The organism is Lampropedia hyalina DSM 16112 (assembly GCF_900129055.1).
Taxonomy (GTDB): Bacteria; Pseudomonadota; Gammaproteobacteria; order Burkholderiales; family Burkholderiaceae_C; genus Lampropedia; species Lampropedia hyalina.
Genome location: NZ_FQUZ01000014.1, coordinates 1 through 21,027 on the forward strand (window position 1 = coordinate 1; position 21,027 = coordinate 21,027).

19 protein-coding genes are annotated in these 21,027 nt (G+C 62.1%); 4 read left to right on the forward strand and 15 right to left on the reverse strand.

Annotated features, from left to right (window positions below; all coding sequences use genetic code 11):
* From BUE21_RS07075 to scpA, 8 genes are all read right to left on the reverse strand, one after another.
* Positions 1 to 282: helix-turn-helix domain-containing protein (locus tag BUE21_RS07075; protein WP_234971080.1), on the reverse strand; the 282-nt coding region annotated here is incomplete at its 3' end.
* Between the two features lie 244 nt (positions 283 to 526).
* Positions 527 to 1,039, reverse strand: a complete 513-nt coding sequence (locus BUE21_RS07080; RefSeq protein ID WP_200796707.1) for a RidA family protein — start codon at positions 1,037 to 1,039, stop codon at positions 527 to 529.
* A gap of 85 nt (positions 1,040 to 1,124) precedes the next feature.
* Entirely contained in the window at positions 1,125 to 2,729 is a 1,605-nt protein-coding gene (locus BUE21_RS07085; protein ID WP_073355997.1) for a flavin monoamine oxidase family protein, read from the reverse strand.
* A 247-nt stretch (positions 2,730 to 2,976) separates the two neighbouring features.
* Positions 2,977 to 4,071 (reverse strand): biotin synthase BioB, encoded by a 1,095-nt coding sequence (gene bioB / locus BUE21_RS07090; RefSeq protein WP_073355998.1) that lies wholly within the window; start codon positions 4,069 to 4,071, stop codon positions 2,977 to 2,979.
* 205 nt (positions 4,072 to 4,276) lie between these two features.
* Entirely contained in the window at positions 4,277 to 6,328 is a 2,052-nt protein-coding gene (locus BUE21_RS07095) for an acetyl-CoA carboxylase biotin carboxylase subunit (RefSeq protein ID WP_073356050.1), read from the reverse strand.
* Between the two features lie 27 nt (positions 6,329 to 6,355).
* On the reverse strand, positions 6,356 to 7,888 hold the full coding sequence (locus tag BUE21_RS07100; RefSeq protein ID WP_073355999.1) for an acyl-CoA carboxylase subunit beta: 1,533 nt from the start codon (positions 7,886 to 7,888) through the stop codon (positions 6,356 to 6,358).
* 83 nt (positions 7,889 to 7,971) lie between these two features.
* Complete coding sequence (gene meaB / locus BUE21_RS07105; protein ID WP_073356051.1) at positions 7,972 to 9,015, reverse strand: methylmalonyl Co-A mutase-associated GTPase MeaB; 1,044 nt, start codon at positions 9,013 to 9,015, stop codon at positions 7,972 to 7,974.
* 21 nt (positions 9,016 to 9,036) lie between these two features.
* Entirely contained in the window at positions 9,037 to 11,193 is a 2,157-nt protein-coding gene (gene scpA, locus BUE21_RS07110; RefSeq protein WP_073356000.1) for a methylmalonyl-CoA mutase, read from the reverse strand.
* A 166-nt stretch (positions 11,194 to 11,359) separates the two neighbouring features.
* On the opposite strand from scpA, the gene BUE21_RS07115 reads away from it, so the two are divergent.
* Together BUE21_RS07115 and BUE21_RS07120 are read left to right on the forward strand one after the other, a co-directional pair.
* A complete protein-coding gene (locus BUE21_RS07115) occupies positions 11,360 to 12,013 on the forward strand; it encodes a GntR family transcriptional regulator (RefSeq protein ID WP_073356001.1) in 654 nt (217 codons plus the stop codon).
* A 56-nt stretch (positions 12,014 to 12,069) separates the two neighbouring features.
* Complete coding sequence (locus BUE21_RS07120) at positions 12,070 to 13,032, forward strand: aldo/keto reductase (RefSeq protein ID WP_073356002.1); 963 nt, start codon at positions 12,070 to 12,072, stop codon at positions 13,030 to 13,032.
* 581 nt (positions 13,033 to 13,613) lie between these two features.
* Here BUE21_RS07120 and upp read toward each other — a convergent pair.
* Positions 13,614 to 14,258 carry a uracil phosphoribosyltransferase gene (gene upp / locus BUE21_RS07125; protein ID WP_073356003.1) on the reverse strand — a complete coding sequence of 215 codons (645 nt, stop codon included), beginning with the start codon at positions 14,256 to 14,258 and terminating at the stop codon, positions 13,614 to 13,616.
* A 159-nt stretch (positions 14,259 to 14,417) separates the two neighbouring features.
* Here upp and BUE21_RS07130 point away from each other — a divergent pair, with 159 nt between their 5' ends.
* Positions 14,418 to 15,419: a recombination-associated protein RdgC gene (locus BUE21_RS07130; protein WP_073356004.1), complete on the forward strand. Its 1,002-nt coding sequence runs from the start codon at positions 14,418 to 14,420 to the stop codon at positions 15,417 to 15,419.
* A 3-nt stretch (positions 15,420 to 15,422) separates the two neighbouring features.
* On the opposite strand, the gene BUE21_RS07135 is transcribed toward BUE21_RS07130, so the two are convergent.
* The 6 genes from BUE21_RS07135 to BUE21_RS07160 form a co-directional block, all read right to left on the reverse strand.
* The gene (locus BUE21_RS07135) at positions 15,423 to 16,343 is read right to left on the reverse strand and encodes an AEC family transporter (RefSeq protein ID WP_073356005.1); all 921 of its coding nucleotides are present in this window, start codon (positions 16,341 to 16,343) and stop codon (positions 15,423 to 15,425) included.
* A gap of 27 nt (positions 16,344 to 16,370) precedes the next feature.
* Complete coding sequence (trpB, locus tag BUE21_RS07140) at positions 16,371 to 17,579, reverse strand: tryptophan synthase subunit beta (RefSeq protein ID WP_073356006.1); 1,209 nt, start codon at positions 17,577 to 17,579, stop codon at positions 16,371 to 16,373.
* Between the two features lie 89 nt (positions 17,580 to 17,668).
* Positions 17,669 to 18,691: an NAD(P)H-dependent glycerol-3-phosphate dehydrogenase gene (locus tag BUE21_RS07145; protein ID WP_073356007.1), complete on the reverse strand. Its 1,023-nt coding sequence runs from the start codon at positions 18,689 to 18,691 to the stop codon at positions 17,669 to 17,671.
* A 103-nt stretch (positions 18,692 to 18,794) separates the two neighbouring features.
* Entirely contained in the window at positions 18,795 to 19,271 is a 477-nt protein-coding gene (secB, locus tag BUE21_RS07150) for a protein-export chaperone SecB (RefSeq protein ID WP_073356008.1), read from the reverse strand.
* Between the two features lie 57 nt (positions 19,272 to 19,328).
* The gene (gene grxC, locus BUE21_RS07155) at positions 19,329 to 19,589 is read right to left on the reverse strand and encodes a glutaredoxin 3 (RefSeq protein WP_073356009.1); all 261 of its coding nucleotides are present in this window, start codon (positions 19,587 to 19,589) and stop codon (positions 19,329 to 19,331) included.
* 25 nt (positions 19,590 to 19,614) lie between these two features.
* Entirely contained in the window at positions 19,615 to 20,028 is a 414-nt protein-coding gene (locus tag BUE21_RS07160) for a rhodanese-like domain-containing protein (RefSeq protein WP_073356010.1), read from the reverse strand.
* Between the two features lie 203 nt (positions 20,029 to 20,231).
* Here BUE21_RS07160 and gpmA point away from each other — a divergent pair, with 203 nt between their 5' ends.
* Complete coding sequence (gene gpmA, locus BUE21_RS07165; protein WP_073356011.1) at positions 20,232 to 20,924, forward strand: 2,3-diphosphoglycerate-dependent phosphoglycerate mutase; 693 nt, start codon at positions 20,232 to 20,234, stop codon at positions 20,922 to 20,924.
* Positions 20,925 to 21,027 lie beyond the last annotated feature (103 nt).

A 21,027-nucleotide genomic window follows, 5' to 3' on the forward strand; every position in this document is an offset into this window, starting at 1 on the left:
CTGCTCGGGCCGACGCTCGCAAATCAGCCGTTGGAGGTGCGCCTCTTGCTGGGCACTCAAGCTGCGCTGCTCGCCGACCTTGCGCCCGCGTTGGCGCGGGGCCAGGGACTTTGCGCCACCGGTTTCGTAGCGTTCAATGGTGGTGCACACGGCCGAGTAGCTCAGGCCAATATCTCGACCAATTTGCCGTTTGTTGGTGCCACGTTTGAAGCTACGAATCACCTGCCGGCGACGTTCATGTTGCTCTGCCGGGCTGAGTCGGCGTGCGTCATCTTTGTCCATGCTCATAGGACAACGTGGATGACTATAAGTTCTTTTTATTTATGGGCCGGATCTATAGTCACTGTCTGCGGCATCGAGCCGCCGACAGTAACGCGCTATCCTTCCCCGCCCTGAAGGACGGGGTTTGACGCGCTTTCCGATCAATGGTCAAAGTTTTTCAAAATAAGATGGGGTTGCTGGCCCTCACGATCAAGCATGGCATACGCTGTTGTGGCCAATTCCCGACCGAAAGAGCCAGTTGGGGTTATTTCAATGCCTTGGCGGCAGTCACCTCGATTTCCACCAGCCAGCCGGGATTGACCAATCCGGCTACCTGCATGGTGGAGCGTGCGTTCAGGATGCGTGGGTCGCCACCGAAGAACTGGGCGTAGCCTTCGCTGAAACCGGCAAAGTCCATTTTGCCGGTCTTGGGGTCGGCTACCAGATAGACCTGTACCTTCACCACGTCGTTCAGGGCCAGACCGTGGGATTCCAGTTGGGCCTTGATCTTATTGAGGACGCTGATGGTCTGGGTTTTGGTGTCACCAAACGCTTCTGCGCTGTTGGGGTCGGCCTTGTCGTTCTGTACGGCGGGAACCTGGCCGCTCAGGTAGAAGGTGGTGGTGCCGGGGGCGACCTGGGTGGCTGCGGCGATGGGCGAGTTGGCGTTGGCCGATGCGTGGCGCACCACGCCGCTGGCGTGTACCTGGGTGGCTGCCAGCAGCAGCAGGCCCGAGGCCAGCCAGACGCGGCCTGAAAATGGGGTGGTTTTGCTCATGGTGTGGTTCCTTTGTTGCGAAGGGAGAGAGAAGACCGGGGCAGGAGCGCGATGGCTGGCGGCCCCAGGCTTCATGGAGGGTGCTTCAGGAGGCAGTGGCGCGCTGGTGCAGTTTACCGATTTGTTGCCAGGCCGATTCGATGGCCCCGGAAATCCAGCCGGTCTGGTAGCTCAGGTGTTCGCCAGCCAGGAAGACGCGGCCTTGCGGCTCCAGCAGCAGCGGGTAGGCACTTTTGCGGGTTTCCGGTGTCCAGTTGGCCCAGCCGCCCCGGCTGTAGGGCACTTTCTGCCAGGCAATCGAGAAGCTGCTTTCGACGTTTTCGCGGTACTGCGGGAAGATTTTCTGACCGCCCGAGACGGCCAGTTCGGTGCGTTCCTGGTGCGAGCTGTCGCCTACTTCCGCCGCTGTCTTGCTGAAGTTGTAGTAGCCCAGCACCACGCCTTTCTTGGCTTGCCAGTTGTTGGAGGGCAGGGTGATGGTGCCGATGCCTTTGATGTCGGTGCGCACATGGCCGCCGTAGATGGCATCGTCTTCTTCCCAGAAGCGGCGTTTCATCTGAATGCCGATCTTGCCGGCCGAGGCGTATTCCACCGAGGCGATGGCGGCCTTGACCGGTTCGGAAAAGTCGGTGTCGATGTGGCGCAGCACCGACAGCGGGATCGTGCAGATGCAGAAGTCGGCCTGCACGGTGTCGGTGGTTCCGTTGTGGGTGTCCTTGATGGTGGCGGTCACGCCGTTGGCATCCTGGCGCAGTTTGGTCACTTCGGTGTGGAAGCGGATGGTGTTGCCCAGCCGCTGTACGAAGGCATTGCCGATCTGGTCCATGCCCTTGAGCGGGTGGAACATGGTCACCTGCTGGTTGAAGTTCTGCACGGACTGGTACACCTTGCCCAGCTTGGACTGGAGCACTTCCTGGAAGCCCAGCGGGTCGGAGGCTTCGCCGGGGCCGGGTTCCATGCCTGCGCCGGGATTGACCTTGTAGCCCCGGCCATTGGTGCCGACGTATTTCAGGTCGTCGGCACGCAGATAGCCTTCGTGGGTGAGGTAGTCCAGCAGCAGCACCTTGTCTTCGGCGGTGAGTGTTTCGTCGAGTTTGCCCGTGTGGATGCTCTTGGCGATGAGTTCATTGACGTGGCCGCGCATATCGGCCTTGATTTCCCCCTGGCGGAAGCGTTTGCCCGACAAGGCTCCGGCGTTCTCGTGATAGACGTAGGCCGCGTCGTTGTCATTGACGAAGATGCCCAGGGGAATCTGGAATTCGCGGGTGTAGTGCAGGGTGGAACGATGGTGGTAGGGGATGCGCATCGGCCCGAGGTTGAAGAAGTCCTGGTCGTCGAAGGCACAGGTGGCATTGCCACTGCCGATTTCCTCGCTGCGGGTGCCCCGGCGGGCGGTGCGGGCGCGGCCCCCCGCAATGTCGCGGGCTTCGAGTACCACGCATTCGTAGCCGATCTTGCGCAGTTCGTAGGCACTGGTCATGCCGGCAATGCCTGCGCCCAGTATCAGCACTTTCTTGCCTTTGCCACTGCCCTTGAGCAGGGGCGGGCTGTCTGCACCCGAGGCACTGCCCATGCCCCAGGCATCCATGGTGGCCATGGCCAGCCCCAGGCCGCCCAGAGCGGCCACACGGTAGAGAAAGTCACGGCGGGTAGGTACGGCCTCGCCGATACTGTGGATTGCGTCAGACATGGATTTCAGCTCCTTTTTACACACTGACCAAGAAAAAATCATGAGTAAATGAGCTTTAGCAATATCTGTGCCTGATTTTATTTCATATGGCAATCCGTAAAAACCCGGTTTTTTGTGTGGAAAGGCTGTCAAACCACTTGCATTCAGGCGAGCCAAGCATCCATTCCGTCACAGCGTGATGCCGGGCATGACGGGCCGCAAGGCACCGTTTCAAGGCAGGGTGTGCCCTTTTGTGGCGCGCGGGGTGTCAGCCGTGGTGCGAATGGTGCGAGTGGTCGCCGGTGTGGACTTCGGTGGTGTGGCGGCCATTGATGCCGAGCTTGGCCAGCAGGGTGGCATCGTCGTTGGCTTCGGGGTTGCCGGTGACCAGCAGTTTGTCGCCGTAGAAGATGGAGTTGGCCCCGGCGAGGAAGCACAGGGTCTGCACGGCTTCGCCCATTTGCTGGCGACCGGCTGACAGGCGCACCCGCGCCCTGGGCATGGTGATGCGGGCGACGGCAATGACGCGCACGAAGTCCAGCGGGTCCACCGGGTCGGAGTCGGCCAGCGGGGTGCCGGGCACGCGCACGAGGCTGTTGATGGGCACGGATTCCGGGTAGGGGTCGAGGTTGGCGAGCTGGGCAATCAGCCCGGCGCGGTGCACGGGAGCTTCGCCCATGCCGATGATGCCGCCGCAGCAGACGCTGATGCCCGCCGCACGCACATTGGCGAGGGTGTCGAGGCGATCCTGGTAGTTGCGGGTATCGACCACGGATTCGTAGTATTCCGGCGCGGTGTCCAGATTGTGGTTGTAGTAGTCCAGCCCGGCTTCGCGCAGGGCCATGGCCTGGTGCGGCTGCAACATGCCCAGCGTGGCGCAGGTTTGCATGCCCAGCCCTTTGACGGCTTCGATGAGCACGGACATTTTCTCGATGTCGCGGTCCTTGGGTGCACGCCATGCCGCACCCATGCAAAAGCGTGTGGCCCCGGCATCCTTGGCAGCCTGGGCGGCTTCCACAACTTCGTCCACGGCCATGAGTTTCTGCGCCTTCACGCCGGTGTCGAATTCTGCCGATTGCGGGCAGTAGCCACAGTTTTCCGGGCAGCCGCCGGTCTTGACGGACAGCAGCGTGGCCAGTTCCACGTCGCCTTCGGGCCAGTGCTGGCGGTGTACGGTCTGTGCCTTGTAGAGCAGGTCCATGAAGGGCATGTCCAGCAGTTGCTGGATGGCCTCTATCGTCCATGCCTGGGGCTTGGGCGGTGGAGCGGGTTTGCGAGCCGGGCGGTGGAAGGTCAGGGGTTGCGCGGTGGTGGCACGGTCATCGGAGGCCGTGAAAGTGGGGGAGAGAATGTCGAGTGTCATGTGGTGGTTCTTTTCAATCGGATGACTGATTATGGAACAGGGGAGGGCCGTGCGCAGAGGCCAGAAAAAAACCACTGGATACCATTTCCGCCAAAGAGCGGGCCTGGTCTGCCAGTGGTAAAAGCAAGGAAGCTTGAAACTCTGAGATTTTTTGCATGGTGCGCCGCTGTTGTCAGAATCAACGCGGCGGCACGGTGGCAGTTCGTCAGGCGAATTCGATGATGACCTGATCGACGGCCAGCGATTCACCCTTGGCCGCCACGACCTTGGCGACCACGCCATCCTGGGCGGCGAACAGCACGTTCTCCATCTTCATGGCTTCGATCACGGCCAGGCGTTCACCGGCCTGTACCTTCTGGCCTTCCTGCACGGCCACTTGCACCAGCAGGCCGGGCATGGGCGAGAGCAGGAACTTGGAGAGGTCTGGCGGGGCCTTGAAGGGCATGTGGCGGTACAGTTCCGCGCCGCGCTTGGACAGCACCATGGCATCGATCTGCTTGCCGTTGTGCTGGATGCGGTGCGACAGCGGGTTCTTGTCCACGCCGCGCTCGATCTGTGCCGTGAAGGGCTGGCCATTGACGATGCCGGTCAGTGCAATCGGCCCCAGTGGCACATCGGTGCTGATTTCGTACCGCTTGCCACCGGCCACGATGGTGCTGCGGCTGCCATTCGGGTCGAAGCTCTCGATGGTGACGGGTACATACTCGTGTTCACCGGCCACTGCGTCGAGCTGGATGACCACGAAGTCCTTGCCCACGCGCACTTCCTGACCGGCAAACTGGCCGGAGATGCGGCTGGCGCGGTCACGGAAACGGCGGGTGGTGTAGGCAGCCAGCGCGATCAGGAATTCCGGGTCGTCGTGCTGCACGTCGCTGGCATGGAAGCCTTCGGGGTAGTGCTGGGCGATGAAGCCGGTGTTGAAGTTGCCGGAGACAAAATCCGGGTGCGACAGCAGCGCGGCCTGGAATGGGATGTTGCTGCTGATGCCGCGAATCACGAAGCCGTTGAGGGCTTCGCGCATCTTGGCAATCGCGTCGTTGCGGTCGGTGCCGTGCACGATGAGCTTGGCGATCATCGAGTCGTAGAACATCGGGATTTCGCCGCCTTCATACACGCCGGTATCGACGCGCACGCCATAGCGGTGCTCGGTGTCGGCCTGCCACATGCTTTCCTGCGGGGTCTGGAAGTGCACCAGACGGCCAGTGGATGGCAGGAAGTTGCGGAATGGGTCTTCCGCGTTGATGCGGCACTCGATCGACCAGCCTTCCTTCTTCACGTCGGCCTGGGTGAAGGTGAGCTTCTCGCCAGCGGCCACGCGAATCATCTGTTCGACCAGATCAAGGCCGGTGATGCACTCGGTGACCGGGTGCTCCACTTGCAGGCGGGTGTTCATTTCGAGGAAGTAGAAGTCCTGGTCCTTGCCGACCACGAATTCCACGGTACCGGCGGACTGGTAGCCCACGGCCTTGGCCAGTGCCACGGCCTGCTCGCCCATGGCCTTGCGGGTGGCATCGCTGATGAAGGGCGATGGTGCTTCCTCGATGACCTTCTGGTGGCGACGCTGGATGGAGCATTCGCGTTCGTTCAGGTAAAGGACGTTGCCGTGCGCATCGCCCAGCACTTGAATCTCAATGTGGCGTGGTTGCTCGACGAATTTCTCGATGAACACGCGGTCGTCGCCAAAGCTGTTGCGCGCTTCGTTGCGGCAGGAGGCAAAGCCTTCGTGCGCTTCCTTGTCGTTGAAGGCCACGCGCAGACCCTTGCCACCACCACCGGCGGAGGCCTTGATCATGACCGGGTAGCCAATGCCCTTGGCAATCTCCACGGCCTGTTCGGGCGTGTCGATCGGGTCGTTGTAACCGGGGATGGTATTGACCTGGGCTTCGGCGGCCAGCTTCTTGGAGGCGATCTTGTCGCCCATCTTGGAGATGGCTTCGAATTTCGGGCCGATGAAGACCAGGCCTTCTTCTTCCACGCGGCGGGCGAAGTCCTCGTTTTCGGAGAGGAAGCCATAGCCAGGGTGGATGGCCTGCGCGCCGGTCTGCTTGGCAGCGGCAATGATCTTGTCGGCCACCAGGTAGGATTCACGCGAAGGCGCGGGGCCAATCAGCACGGCCTCGTCGGCGAGCTTGACGAAGCGCGCTTCCTTGTCGGCTTCGGAGTGTACGGCCACGGTGGCAATGCCCAGCTTCTTGGCGGTGGCGATGACGCGGCAGGCGATTTCGCCACGGTTGGCAATCAGGATTTTGGTAAACAGTGTCATTTTCTGGTTCTCCTTGGCCGATCAGAGTGGGATGTTTCCGTGCTTGCGCCAGGGGTTTTCCAGCTTCTTCTGTTTCAGCATGGTCAGGCTGCGGGTGATGCGCTTGCGGGTTTCGTGCGGATGGATGACATCGTCGATGAAGCCGCGTGCACCGGCCACGAACGGATTGGCGAAACGCTCCTTGTATTCGGCTTCGCGGGCAGAGAGTTTTTCCGGGTCGTTCTTGTCCTGGCGGAAGATGATTTCCACCGCGCCCTTGGCTCCCATCACGGCGATTTCCGCATTGGGCCACGACAGGTTCACGTCGCCGCGCAGGTGCTTGGAGGCCATCACGTCATACGCGCCGCCGTAGGCCTTGCGGGTGATGACGGTGATTTTCGGCACAGTGGCTTCGGCGTAGGCGTACAGCAGCTTGGCACCGTGCTTGATGATGCCGCCGTATTCCTGTGCTGTGCCGGGCATGAAGCCGGGCACGTCCACAAAGGTGACGATCGGGATGTTGAACGCATCGCAGAAGCGCACGAAACGCGCTGCCTTGATGGAGCTTTTGATGTCCAGGCAACCGGCCAGCACCAGCGGCTGGTTGGCCACGATGCCCACGGTTTCGCCGTTCATGCGGGCCAGACCGATGACGATGTTCTTGGCGTACTCGGGTTGCAGCTCGAAGAAGTCGTCGTTGTCCACGACCTTCAGAATCAGTTCCTTGATGTCGTAAGGCTGGTTGGGGTTGGACGGAACCAATGTATCCAGACTGTAATCCTGACGGTCGGCCGGGTCGTTGGTGGGGCGCACCGGTGGCTTCTCGCGGTTGGAGAGCGGCAGGTAGTTATACAGGCGGCGCACCATCATCAGGGCTTCGACATCGTTCTCGAAAGCCAGATCGGACACGCCACTGCGACTGCTGTGGGTCACGGCTCCGCCCAGTTCCTCGGCGGTCACTTCTTCGTGGGTGACGGTCTTGACCACTTCAGGGCCGGTCACGAACATGTAGCTCGAATCCTTGACCATGAAGATGAAATCGGTCATGGCGGGCGAGTACACCGCACCACCGGCACAAGGCCCCATGATGACGCTGATCTGCGGAATCACGCCGGAGGCCAGCACGTTCTGCTGGAACACATCGGCATAGCCACCCAGGGAGGCCACGCCTTCCTGAATGCGGGCACCGCCGGAGTCGTTCAGGCCGATCACGGGGGCACCGACCTTCATGGCCTGTTCCATGACCTTGACGATTTTCTCGGCATGGGCTTCGGACAGCGCGCCGCCGAAGACGGTGAAGTCCTGGCTGAACACGAATACCAGACGGCCATTGATCATGCCGTAGCCTGTCACCACGCCGTCGCCGGGAATCTTGTTGTCCTGCATGCCGAAGTCCGCACAGCGGTGCTCGACGAACATGTCCCATTCCTCGAACGTGCCTTCATCCAGCAGCAGTTCGATGCGCTCGCGCGCGGTCAGCTTGCCCTTGGAATGCTGTGAGTCGATGCGCTTTTGCCCACCACCCAGTCGCGCCAGTGCGCGTTTTGCTCTCAGTTGCTCAACGATGTCTTGCATTGCTCCACCTTTTTTGAAAAATCGAAATGGGTTTCGGCTCGGCCATCCTGTGACGGTGTGGCTGTAGCCGGTGCTTGGTTCTCTCAGGCCTGCCCGTGGCTCCCGGGCTGTGCCGTGGCTGGCGGTGTGCCGCTGTCGGCATAGGCTTGCAGCAGTTGCCGTGCGGCCGTGGAAGCCGCCAGTTGCCCCTGCAACACCTGCTGCTGGATGTGCGGCAGCAGCGTCTGCACCACGGGCTGCTGGCGAAACGCCTGCTTCAGCCCGGCCTCGATGCGTTCCCACATCCAGGTCATGGCCTGCCGCTGGCGGCGTTTGTCCAGTTGCCCGTTGCCGCTTTGCAGTTGCCGGTAGGCCAGAACGGTGTTCCAGAATTCGTCCACGCCCGTGCCTTCCAGCGCGCTGATCTGGATGACCTGGGGCAACCAGTGCCGCCCGTCGTGCTGCTCGGCGGTGCCGTGCATGGCCAGCAGGCGCAGCGAGGAGGTGATCTGGGCCTGCGCACGGGTGGCGGCGCGGGGGTCGATGTCGGCCTTGTTGATGACCACCAGATCGGCCAGCTCCATCACGCCTTTCTTGATGGCCTGCAAGTCGTCGCCCGCATTGGGCAGTTGCAGCAGCACGAACATGTCGGTCATGCCCCAGGCGGCAGTTTCGCTCTGGCCCACGCCCACGGTCTCGACGATGACCACGTCATAGCCAGCGGCTTCGCACACCAGCATGGCCTCGCGGGTTTTTTCGGCCACGCCGCCCAGGTTGCCACCCGATGGGCTGGGGCGGATGTAGGCGTTTTCCTGCACGGAAAGCTGCTCCATGCGGGTCTTGTCGCCCAGGATGGAGCCGCCCGTGACGCTGGACGAAGGGTCGATGGTCAGCACCGCCACGCGGTGGCCCTGTTCGAGCAGATACAGGCCCAGCGTCTCGATGAACGTGGATTTGCCCACGCCCGGCACTCCGCTGATGCCCAGCCGGAATGACTTGCCGCTGTGTGGCAGCAACTGCGTGAGCAGTTCGTCGCCCTGGGCACGGTGGTCGGTGCGGGTGGATTCCAGCAGGGTGATGGCCTTGGCAATGGCACGCCGCTGTACCAGCGGGTTGCCTTCGACAATGCCTTGCAGAAGGTTCGTCATGCGCAACGTACCTTCCACCACTCAGGCCTGCACCGCCTTGCGAATCTGCTCCAGCACGTCCTTGGCACTGGCCGGAATCGGGGTGCCGGGGCCGTACACGCCTTTCACTCCGGCTTCGTAGAGGAAGTCGTAGTCCTGGGCCGGAATCACGCCACCGGCGAAGACGATGATGTCGTCTGCGCCCTGTTTGCGCAGTTCCTGAATGATGGCGGGAATCAGCGTCTTGTGGCCGGCGGCCAGTGTGGAAACGCCCACGGCATGCACGTCGTTCTCGATGGCCTGGCGGGCACATTCTTCCGGAGTCTGGAACAGTGGCCCCATGTCCACGTCGTAGCCCAGGTCGGCAAAGGCGGTGGCGACGACCTTCGCGCCCCGGTCGTGGCCGTCCTGACCGAGCTTGGCGATCATCACGCGTGGGCGGCGGCCCTGTTCTTCGGCGAACTGGCCGATTTCCTGTTTGAGTTTTTCCCAGCCTTCGGCGGAATCGTAAGCAGCAGCGTACACACCAGTCACCTTCTGTACATCGGCGCGGTGGCGGCCGAAAATCTTCTCCAGTGCATCGGAAACTTCGCCCACTGTCGCGCGCAGGCGGATGGCCTTGATGGACAGGTCGAGCAGGTTGCCTTCACCGCTTTCTGCGGCAGCCGTCAAGGCATCCAGTGCAGCCTGCACGGCTGCTGCGTCACGGGTGGCCTTGATCTTGTTCAGGCGGGCGATCTGGCCATCGCGCACCTTGACGTTGTCCACGTCCAGGATGTCGATGGGGTCTTCCTTGGCGAGCTTGTACTTGTTCACGCCGACGATCACATCCTTGCCGGAGTCGATGCGTGCCTGCTTCTCGGCCGCAGCGGCTTCGATCTTCAGCTTGGCCCAGCCGGAATCGACGGCCTGGGTCATGCCGCCCATTTCCTCGACTTCCTGAATCAGCTTCCAGGCGGTATCGGCCATGTCCTGTGTGAGCTTTTCGATCAGGTAGCTGCCGGCCCAGGGATCGACCACGCTGGTAATGTGCGTTTCTTCCTGAATGATGAGCTGGGTGTTGCGGGCAATGCGCGCCGAGAACTCGGTGGGCAGGGCAATCGCTTCGTCCAGCGCGTTGGTGTGCAGCGACTGCGTGCCGCCGAACACGGCAGCCATCGCTTCGATGGTGGTGCGCACCACGTTGTTGTATGGGTCTTGCTCGGTCAGCGACCAGCCGGAAGTCTGACAGTGTGTGCGCAGCATCAGGCTCTTGGGGTTCTTGGGGTTGAACTCTTTCATGATGCGTGTCCACAGCAGGCGGCCTGCGCGCATCTTGGCGATTTCCAGGTAGAAGTTCATGCCAATCGCCCAGAAGAACGACAGGCGACCGGCGAAGGCATCCACGTCCATGCCCTTGGCCAGCGCGGTCTTGACGTATTCCTTGCCGTCGGCCAGCGTGAATGCGAGTTCGAGCGACTGGTTCGCGCCCGCTTCCTGGATGTGGTAGCCGGAGATGGAAATCGAGTTGAACTTCGGCATGTGCTGCGAGGTGTACTCGATGATGTCGCCAATGATGCGCATCGATGGCTTGGGCGGATAGATATAGGTATTGCGCACCATGAACTCCTTCAGAATATCGTTCTGAATGGTTCCGGCCAGCTTGTCCTGGCTCACGCCCTGTTCTTCGGCGGCAATGACGTAACCGGCCAGAATCGGCAGCACTGCGCCGTTCATGGTCATGGAAACCGATACCTTGTCCAGCGGGATGCCGTCGAACAGGATTTTCATGTCTTCCACGGAATCGATGGCCACACCGGCCTTGCCCACGTCGCCGGTCACGCGCGGATGGTCGCTGTCATAGCCTCGGTGCGTGGCCAGATCGAAGGCCACGGAAACGCCCTGACCGCCTGCCGCCAAGGCCTTGCGGTAGAAGGCATTCGATTCTTCCGCAGTGGAAAAACCGGCATACTGGCGAATGGTCCACGGACGGCCTGCGTACATGGTGGCCTGTGGGCCACGGATAAAGGGTTCCAGTCCGGGAAGGGTATTGGTATAGGGTAAACCCTGAATATCTTCTGCGGTGTAAAGGGGCTTTACGACAATGCCGTCGGGCGTGAGCCAGTTCAGATTATCGACATCGTTGCCGGGAGCGGTCTTGTTGGCGGCCTTTTGCCAGTCGGCCAGGGTGGAGGACTTGAATTCGGGTGCTTGGCTCATGGGTTGGGTTCTTTCACGCAAAATGATGCCGGACTGTCTCGTGGCCAGTCTGGACAGGGCACAGTGCCTGACCGTCCGTCTCCCGAAAGTTTACCTTATTTATAATTATGGATTAATAATCCTGCATTATTAATCTGCTCTTGTTTTCTCCTGAGGATTGTGTTTCATGCCTGCTGCATCGGTTTCCTTTTCGCGTCGCGCTCTTTACGAAGATGTGGCAGAGTCATTGCGCCAGCGCATTTTTGCCAACCAGCTCCAGCCGGGAGACTGGATCGACGAGGTGGCCATTGCCCAGGAGCTGGGCATCAGCCGCACGCCCCTGCGCGAAGCCCTCAAGGTGCTTGCCGCCGAAGGGCTGGTGACCATGAAGGTGCGCCGGGGAGCCTATGTCACCGAGGTGGACGAGGACGATCTGCGCGGCGTGTACCAGATGCTGAGCCTGCTGGAAGCCGATGCGGCTGCCCAGGTGGCGGAAACGGCCACGCCCGAAGAATGGGCGGAGTTGAAGGGCATTCACGACATGCTGGAGCAGTCCACCGCCGACCGCGAGCATTACTTTCGTGCCAATGAGCTGTTTCACCGGCGGCTGGTGGAGATGGCCGGCAATCGCTGGCGGCAGCAGATCGTCACCGATCTGCGCAAGGTCATGAAGCTCAATCGCCATAACTCCTTGTTTCGCAAGGGGCGCATTGAGGAGTCCCTGGTCGAGCACCGCCAGATCATGCAGGCACTGGAGCAGCACGATGCCAGTCTGGCCCGGGCCTCGATGGCCACGCACCTGCTCCATGGTCTTGATGCTGCGATTGCGCAAAACCACTGATTTCCCCTACTATCCGGGTTCCGCAATCCCATTACCACCACTGCTGGAGGACTTTCATGACGATCCATTACCGCGAACTCGGACGCTCCGGACTACAGGTTTCGCCGCTGTCATTTGGCGGCAATGTCCTGGGCTGGACTGCCGATGAAGCCCATTCACTGGCCCTGCTGGATGCCTGGGTGGCAGAGGGCTTCAACTTCATCGACACCGCCGATGTGTATTCCCGCTGGGCAGACGGCAACAGCGGTGGCGAGTCCGAAACCCTGCTGGGCCGCTGGTTGCAGCAAAGCGGCAAGCGTGAACAGGTCGTCATCGCCACCAAGGTGGGCATGAGCATGGGCGAGGGCCGCAAGGGCTTGCGTCCCGAGTACATCCGCGAGGCCGTGGATGCTTCGCTGCAACGCCTGCAAACCGACTACATCGACCTTTACTACGCCCACCTGGACGATGCCGAAACCCCGCTGGAAGATACGTTGGGTGCGTTCGATGCGCTGGTCAAGGCCGGCAAGGTGCGTGCCATCGGGGCTTCCAACTACAGCGCGGCGCGTTTGCAGGAGGCATTGCGCATCAGTACCGACAACGGCCTGGCCCGCTACGAGGTGCTGCAACCCCTCTACAACCTGTACGACCGCGCCGAATTCGAGCAGGAACTGTTGCCGGTGGTGCAGCAGCACCAGTTGGGCGTGAGCAGTTACTACGCACTGGCGGCGGGTTTCCTGACTGGCAAATACCGCAAGCCCGAAGACGTGGGGCAGAGCACACGCGGGGCCAGCGTGGTGGAAAAATACCTCAACCCGCGTGGCCTGCTCATTCTGGACAAACTCGATATTGTTGCCGAACGCTATGCCAGCACCCCGGCGACTGTCGCGCTGGCCTGGCTGATGGCACAGCCGGGCGTAACCTCGCCCATCGTCAGTGCCAGCCGCACCGCCCAACTGCCCGATCTGGTGGCGGCAGCCCGGCTGGAACTGGATGCCGACGCACTGGAAGAACTGCGCCTGGCTTCCTGCTACACCTGATGGTGCGTGGCGGTATGTCCGCCATCAGGTGATGCGCAAAAACCGGAATGCCTTGGAGCGTGTTTACGATCTCATGGCGATGCCGTACAAGTAGCACCGTCATTGCGGGCTTGACCCGCAATCCAGTGATGACGTATCAAAAGAACACCCCGTCTCTCAATGGGATAGCTCGCTACTGGATTGCCGCTTTCGCCGGAATGACGGGTGCTTTTTTTTGACTGAACCGCATGCTCCTAAGATCGTGAACACGTTCTTATTGGTTGGTTTGCGGTGGATTCAGCTCGCAATCGCAATCGGATATTGACGATGGATGAAGGAACGCATGCCTTTCTGATATTTTTTAATGTGAATTAATTTTTCTTAATGCGATATTTAGAAATATTCGGCTCTGTATTTTTCTGGGCGATTTGCCGATTCAGGTGCTGCACCTTGATTGCCTGCCGTTGAATGCCGGTGTGCAGGATTGCTGTCTCATCTTTGCCCAAAGGCGGGAGATTTTTCCAGCGCGATGGCAATGTATTGCTGTGAGAATATCTCCCGCCGTATTCACGTCGTACTTTTCTACTGTCAGTGGTACAGCGTTATTTCGTGCCGAAAATGCGGTCGCCTGCATCGCCCAGACCGGGCAGGATGTAGCCGTGGTTGTCCAGTTCCCGATCCAGTGCGGCGGTGTAGATGTGTACGTCCGGGTGTGCCTGTTGCAGGGTGGCCACGCCCTGCGGGGCGGCCAGCAGGCACAGGAACTTGATGGAGCGTGGCTGCAACTGCTTGAGCTTGGTGAGGGCGGCCACGGCCGAGTTGCCGGTGGCCAGCATGGGATCGACGACGATGAGGTCGCGTTCGGCCACTTCGGATGGCATCTTGAAATAGTATTCCACGGCTTGCAGTGTGTCCGGGTCGCGGTACAGGCCGATGTGGCCGACCCGTGCGCCGGGCACGATGTTCAGCACGCCGTCCAGAATGCCGCCACCGGCGCGCAGAATCGATACCAGCACGAGCTTCTTGCCGTCGATCATCGGGGCCTGCATGGTTTCCATCGGGGTTTCGATTTCCACCAGTTGCACCGGCATGTCGCGGGTCACTTCATAGGCCATCAGCGTGCTCAACTCGTTGAGCAGGCGGCGAAAGCCGTTGGTGCTGGTGTTCTTGTTGCGCATCAGGGTCAGCTTGTGCTGCACCAGCGGATGCTCGATGACGTGCAGGGTAGATGGTGTGGATTCGGACATGGCAGAGTGGGTTCAGGTTGTTGGGGATGGCCGATTTTAGAATGCGCTGTGCCCAGGCCTGTGCGTGTTCTGCCCCAACGTGCGCAAACATTCCGCTGTCGGTGGCAGTGGCTGCGGCATAGAATCGGCTGCTTTGCACGATGCCCCAAAGGATTTGCCTTGTTCAAGAACCTGCTGATTTACCGATTGAATGATGATTTCGCCGCCGACCTGACCGCTGCCGAGCAGGCCCTGGCGCAGATGCCTTTTGCGCCCTGTGGCAAGACCCAGGACAAATCGTCCGGCTGGGTTGCCCCGCGCGGACAGGAGCATGGCCCGTTGGTCGAATCGATCCATGGCCAGTGGATGCTGCGTTTTGTCACGCAGAGCAAGATTCTGCCCGCCTCGGTGGTGCAGGCGCATGTCGATGAGAAGGTGCAGGCCATTGAGCAGGAGACGGGCCGCAAGCCCGGCAAGAAGGAACGCCAGAGCCTGAAGGACGAGGCCCGCCTCGACCTGCTGCCGCTGGCCTTCACCAAGACCCAGGGCAACTGGGTGTGGCTGGATCGGCTCAATGGCTGGCTGGTGATCGATGCCAGTGCCCAGGGGCGTGGTGACGAGATCATCACCGCGCTGGTCGAGCATCTGCCCGGTCTGGCTCCGCGCCTGCTGCAAACCCAGGAAGCCCCCGGCACGGCCATGGCGCAGTGGCTGGCCGAGCAACAGGCTCCGGCGGGGTTTGCACTGGGCGACGAGTGCGAACTCAAGGCCACTGACGACACCCGTGCGGTGGTGCGCTATGCCCGCCACGCGCTGGAGATCGACGAAATCCGTCAGCACATCGAGAAAGGCAAGCGGCCCACGCGGCTGGCACTGGCCTGGGGCGACCGTGCCTTTTTTGTGCTGAGCGAAGCCTTGCAGATCAAGAAACTGACATTCGCCGAAGCGGTTTTCTCCGAAAAAACCGAAACCGACGAACAGTTCGATGCCGATGTCGCCATCACCACCGGCGAGCTGGCCCTGCTGCTGCCGGAACTGGTGGAAAGTCTGGGGGGCTACATGGACGGTGTGGGCGGGCCAGGGGCAGCGGCGAAGGCTCCGCCTGCACCAGTATCAGCACCCGCTTCCCGCCCGCAGCAAGAGCCTGTTGCCGAGGCGGATAACGACAGCCCGCCGTGGTGATGGTCAGGCGGGCCACACCGCCTGCAAGACCCACTGAAGCAGCGGCACGGTCAGCATGGCCAGCAGTGTTTGCAGGGTGATCTGGGCGGCCATCAGCGGTGCGTCACCGCCCATTTGCCGCGCCATGATGTAGCCATTGGGCGCGGTAGGCAGCCCGCTGTAGAAACAGGCAGCCAGCGTGACGGCTGGACTGGCATCCAGCCAGCGGCACAGCAGCAGCGTGAGCAGTGGCAGGGCCAGCAGCTTGAGTGTGGCCGTCAGAGCCAGTAGCCGGGGAGGGGATTGCGCCAGGTTGAACACCAGCCCGCCGCCCACGCTCATCAGGCCCAGCACCAGCGCGGCATCTCCCACGATGTGCAGGGTGTTGAGCAGAAACAGCGGCAGCGGCCAGTCCAGCACATTCACCAGCGCACCGGCGGCGGTGGCCAGAATGATGGGGTTCTCCAGCACCTTGCGCAGCACCTGCCAGGCTCCCAGCGACTGGCCGCCCCACCATGCCAGTGCCACTACCGCCACCACATTCACCAGCGGCAGGCAGATGGCCAATGCCAGCATGACCAGGGCGGCGATGTCGGGCGGAAACAGCAAGGTGGCCACCGCCAGCCCGAAGTAGGTGCTGGGACGCACGCAACCTTGAATCAGCGAGGAGCGGCTGGGGTCGGGCAGGCGCGTGGCCAGGCGCAGGCCCAGCAACAACAGGGCCACCATGCCCAGCGTGGGCAGCAGGGTGGCCTGCACCAGCAACTGCAAATCCCCGGCGGCGAAGGTCAGTTGCGCGGTGCTGGCGAACAGCAGGGCCGGGAAGGCAATGTAGAACGCGAACCACTCGATGGCTGCAAAGAAACCGGGCGGGGTGCGCGGCGAGTGGCGCGCCCAGACCCCCAGCAGCACGATCAGCAGAATCGGGAACGTGTAGTTCAGCATGGCCGCTCAAGGGGGTGCGGGACTGGCTCAAAGCCCCAGCCGGGCGGCCACATAATCGGCATCCTTGTCACCGCGCCCAGAGAGGTTCACCAGAATGTGCTGGTTGGCCGACAGGGTAGGCGCGGTGCGGATGGCCCAGGCCACGGCGTGGGCACTTTCCAATGCCGGGATGATGCCTTCCACGCGCGAGAGGGTAATGAAAGCATCGAGGGTTTCCGCATCGCTGGCCACGTCGTACTGCACGCGGCCCGTGTCCTTCAGGTAGCTGTGTTGCGGCCCCACGCCGGGGTAGTCCAGCCCGGAGGCGATGGAGTGCACGGCAGCGGGCTGGCCCTGCGCATCTTCCAGCACATAGCAAGCCATGCCGTGCAACTGGCCGGGATGGCCCTTGCTGAGGGTTGCCGAGTGGCGGCCAGGCTTCTCCAGCCCTTCGCCAGCAGGCTCCACGCCGACCAGATGCACGGCTTCGTCTTCCAGGAAGGCGGTGAACATGCCGATGGCATTGGAGCCACCGCCCACGCAGGCGGTCACATAGTCGGGCAGACGCTGGTGCTTCTGCTGGAACTGCGCCCGCGCCTCGCGTCCGATGATGGACTGGAAGTCGCGCACCATGCGTGGGAAAGGGTGTGGCCCGACCACCGAGCCGATTGCGTAGATGGTGCCTTCGGGGTCTTTCAGGTATTCCTCGAACGCGCTGTCCACGGCTTCCTTCAGCGTGGCCGCGCCGCGCGTGACGGCCACCAGCTTGCAGCCGAGGATTTTCATCTTCGTGACGTTGGGGTGTTCTTTCTCGATGTCCACCTGCCCCATGTGAATTTCGCAGGGAATGCCCACCAGCGCGCAGGCCGTGGCCAGTGCCACGCCGTGCTGGCCCGCGCCGGTTTCGGCAATCACCCGCTTCTTGCCCATGAAGCGTGCCAGCAATGCCTCGCCCAGGCAGTGGTTGATCTTGTGCGCGCCGGTGTGATTCAGGTCTTCGCGCTTGAGGTGGATTTGCGCACCGCCCAGTTGCTCGGACAGCCGCCGCGCATGGAAGATCGGGCTGGGTCGCCCCACATAATCGGCAAACAGGCTGGCCAGCTCCTGCTGAAAGTCCTCGCGCTGGCGGATTTCGTCATAGGCCGCATTGATGCCATCCATGATCTGCTTCAGGTGCGGTGGCACGAACTGCCCGCCATACGCCCCGAAGAAACCGTTTTCATCGGGCATGGCGGCAAAGGAAGGAATGGCAGGCATGAAGGGTTCTCCGTCTGGATGTCTGAAAGGCTGGGTTGAACAGGAACAGGCCCGAAAAGGCCGCTGGGCATTTTACTGCTCCACTGTCCTCACTCCTGCGCCGGTTCGCGTGCCAGCAGCTCCTGCACGATGCGGGCGGGGCTGGCCTGTCCGTCCAGCAGTTGCACCACGCCCTGGGTGATGGGCATTTCCACGCCCGCCTGGGTGGCACGTTGCAGCACGGCCCGGGCGCAGTACACGCCTTCGGCCACATGGCCCAGCGAGGACAGGATTTGCGGCAGCGTCAGCCCCTGCGCCAGCAGCAGTCCCACCTTGCGGTTGCGTGAGAGGTTGCCGGTGGCGGTGAGCACCAGATCGCCCACACCGGCCATGCCCATGAAGGTCTCTGGCTTCGCACCCAAGGCCACGCCCAGCCGGGTCATTTCGGCCAGACCACGTGTCACCAGCGCGGCGCGTGCGTTCAGCCCCAGTTCCAGCCCATCGCAGAAGCCGGTGGCGATCGCCAGCACATTCTTCACCGCACCGCCCAGTTCCACGCCGATGCTGTCTTCGTTCGCATAGATGCGCACCGTGCCGCTGTGGAAGGCTGCCAGCAATGCCTGCTGCACGGCAGGGTGTGGCGAGGCGGCCACCAGCGCGGTGGGTTTGTCCTGCGCCACTTCCAGCGCGAAGCTGGGGCCGCTGAGCACGCCGGTGCGCAGTCCGGGTGCGACCTGTGCCTGCACCTCGTGCGGCAACAGACCGGTGATGACGGGATGATCGCCCGCAGGCGGCTCCACGCCCTTGCACAGCCAGACCACCGGGCAGTGCGGTGGCAGGGTCGGGGCGGTTCGCAAGGTGGTGAGCATGGCACGCAGTGCACTGACCGGGGTGGCGAGGATGACCAGATCGGCCGTGCTCAGCAATGGGGCGATGGCACCGCTGACCAGATGCAGGGTATCGGGCAGGGCAATGCCCGGCAGGTACTGGGTGTTGCTGCGCTGCTGGCGCATGGCATCGGCCTGCGCCGGGTTGCGCGCCCAGAGCGTGACCTGGTGAGCCGCTGGGTGGCGACAGGCCGCCAGTGCCACGGCAGTGCCCCACGCGCCTGCGCCGAGGACGAGAACCTGCATGGGAGAGGGAGGGGTGGGGGATGGGGCTATGGCATTCATGGCCCATAGCATAGCGCGCAAAAAAGCCGCCTGGCGGCGGCTCTGTGCAAAAGCACGGCGGGAATTACTGTGCTGTCTCGGTGGACGGAGCCGTTGGGGCACTGCCGTTGGCGGCCTGTTGGGCTTGTTGCTGCTCGTACATGGCCTGGAAGTTGATTTCGGCCAGATGCACAGGCGGGAAGCCGGCGCGGTTGATGACGTCGGCCACGTTGCCGCGCAGGTACGGGTAGATGATCTGCGGGCAGGCCACGCCAACCACGGCTCCCATCTGGTCTTCGGGAATATGGCGGATTTCAAAGATGCCGGCTTGCTTGGCCTCGACCAGGAACAGGGTCTTGTCTTCCACCTTGGTGTGCACGGTGGCGGTCACGGCTACTTCAAAAATGCCTTCGGCCACCGGGTTGGCGGTGACGGCCAACTGGATATCGACGTTGGGCTGCTGTTGCTCCAGCAGGATGGCCGGGGAATTGGGCTGCTCCAGCGACAGGTCCTTGAGGTACATGCGCTGGATCTGGAATACCGGATTGGCTTGCTCGGTCATGGTGATTTACCTTTGGTGTGAAACTCGGGTTGAAGAATGGGGATCGTGAACACGTTCTCAGGACTGGTGCAGCAGCGCATCCAGCCCGCCACGCGCATCCAGCGCGATCAGGTCGTCGTGTCCGCCCACATGGGTGCTGCCGATGTAGATTTGCGGCACGGTGCGCCGTCCGGTGGCGGACATCATTTTCTGGCGTTCATCGGGGTTGCTGTCCACCCGGATCTCCTCGATCTCGGTCACGCCCTTGCTGTGCAGAAACTGCTTGGCACGAATGCAGTAGGGGCAGACGGCGGTGGTGTACATCTTCACGGGCTGCATGGGGTGTTCCTCCTCTTGGGGCGTTTCAGGCTTTTCCCTGCACGACGGGCAGGCTGGCATCCTTCCAGGCCTTCATGCCGCCTGCCAGAATCTGGGTGTTCTCGTAACCCAGCTTCTTGGCCGACAGCACGGCGCGCTGGGCGCGGCCACCGCTGGCGCAGACGATCACCAGTGGCAGGGCCTTGTTCTTGACGCTGGCTCCCAGGTGCTGCTCGAACTGCTCCAGTGGCACATTCTTGGCACCTTTGATGTGGCTCTGGATGAAGTCGTCGGTGCTGCGCACGTCCACCACCACGGCTTTTTCGCGGTTGATGAGTTGCACGGTTTCATTGGGACTCAGCCCGGCCAGCGTACCCTTGCTCAGTGCCGGAACGAACAGCAACGCGCCAGAGCCGATGACGGCCAGAAAAAGATACCAGTTGTCCAGAATGAAATTCACAGCTTTACTCTCCGCAGGAACAAGCCCCGGATTCTACGGCAAGGCAGGTGCTGTCCGGCCCGTGTGCGGTCTATAGCGTGTACCGCAGGCATTTCGCCTCGTGGCCTTGCCCTAAAATGTCGCACTGCGCCTGGCAGGCGCGCGGTGTCTTGCATGCCCGTGCCCGCCGATCTGATGATGACCCACCCGATAAGGTTGATTGAATGCACAAGCTCGTACTGATTCGCCACGGCGAATCCACCTGGAACCTCGAAAACCGCTTCACTGGCTGGACCGATGTGGAACTGACCGCCACCGGCGTGGCCCAGGCGCAGAATGCCGGGCGCATCCTCAAGGCACGCGGCTTCGACTTCGACAAGGCCTACACCAGCGTGCTCAAGCGTGCCATTCACACTCTCTGGCACAGCCTGGATGCGATGGATCGCACCTGGCTGCCCGTGCAGAATGCCTGGCAACTCAACGAACGCCACTATGGCGGACTGCAAGGGCTGAACAAGGCCGACACCGCCGCCAAGTATGGCGACGATCAGGTGCTCGTCTGGCGGCGCAGCTACACCACGCCACCGCCCGCACTGGAAGAGAGCGATCCCCGCAGCGAACGTGGCGACCGCCGCTATGCCGCGCTGGATTCTGCCCAGGTGCCGCTGACCGAATGCCTGAAGGACACCGTGGCGCGTGTGCTGCCCTTCTGGGAATCCGACATTGCACCCGACATCCGCGCGGGCAAGCGTCTGCTGATTGCCGCGCACGGCAATTCCCTGCGCGCCCTCGTCAAATACCTCGATGGCATCTCCGATGACGACATCGTGGGCCTGAACATCCCCAATGGGGTGCCGCTGGTCTATGAACTCGACGAGCAGCTCAAGCCCATCAGCCGCAGCTACCTGGAAGACTGATCTCCCGGCCGGGGGCGCGCACGGGGCCGGAACCGAATGCGGTCGCGCTGCTCTGATGCACGGTGGGCAAGGCGCGAATCGCCTGCCCGGCACAAGTCGTTTG

Excerpts from the sequence above, each read along its gene's own strand:
- bioB (WP_073355998.1), bottom strand. The coding sequence starts at position 4,071 with ATGACACTCGACATTCTCTCCCCCACTTTCACGGCCTCCGATGACCGT.
- BUE21_RS07120 (WP_073356002.1), top strand. The coding sequence starts at position 12,070 with ATGACGATCCATTACCGCGAACTCGGACGCTCCGGACTACAGGTTTCG.
- grxC (WP_073356009.1), bottom strand. The coding sequence starts at position 19,589 with ATGCAGCCCGTGAAGATGTACACCACCGCCGTCTGCCCCTACTGCATT.
- meaB (WP_073356051.1), bottom strand. The coding sequence starts at position 9,015 with ATGACGAACCTTCTGCAAGGCATTGTCGAAGGCAACCCGCTGGTACAG.
- BUE21_RS07145 (WP_073356007.1), bottom strand. The coding sequence starts at position 18,691 with ATGCAGGTTCTCGTCCTCGGCGCAGGCGCGTGGGGCACTGCCGTGGCA.
- BUE21_RS07100 (WP_073355999.1), bottom strand. The coding sequence starts at position 7,888 with ATGCAAGACATCGTTGAGCAACTGAGAGCAAAACGCGCACTGGCGCGA.
- gpmA (WP_073356011.1), top strand. The coding sequence starts at position 20,232 with ATGCACAAGCTCGTACTGATTCGCCACGGCGAATCCACCTGGAACCTC.
- upp (WP_073356003.1), bottom strand. The coding sequence starts at position 14,258 with ATGTCCGAATCCACACCATCTACCCTGCACGTCATCGAGCATCCGCTG.
- scpA (WP_073356000.1), bottom strand. The coding sequence starts at position 11,193 with ATGAGCCAAGCACCCGAATTCAAGTCCTCCACCCTGGCCGACTGGCAA.
- BUE21_RS07135 (WP_073356005.1), bottom strand. The coding sequence starts at position 16,343 with ATGCTGAACTACACGTTCCCGATTCTGCTGATCGTGCTGCTGGGGGTC.
- BUE21_RS07080 (WP_200796707.1), bottom strand. The coding sequence starts at position 1,039 with ATGAGCAAAACCACCCCATTTTCAGGCCGCGTCTGGCTGGCCTCGGGC.
- secB (WP_073356008.1), bottom strand. The coding sequence starts at position 19,271 with ATGACCGAGCAAGCCAATCCGGTATTCCAGATCCAGCGCATGTACCTC.
- trpB (WP_073356006.1), bottom strand. The coding sequence starts at position 17,579 with ATGCCTGCCATTCCTTCCTTTGCCGCCATGCCCGATGAAAACGGTTTC.
- BUE21_RS07115 (WP_073356001.1), top strand. The coding sequence starts at position 11,360 with ATGCCTGCTGCATCGGTTTCCTTTTCGCGTCGCGCTCTTTACGAAGAT.
- BUE21_RS07085 (WP_073355997.1), bottom strand. The coding sequence starts at position 2,729 with ATGTCTGACGCAATCCACAGTATCGGCGAGGCCGTACCTACCCGCCGT.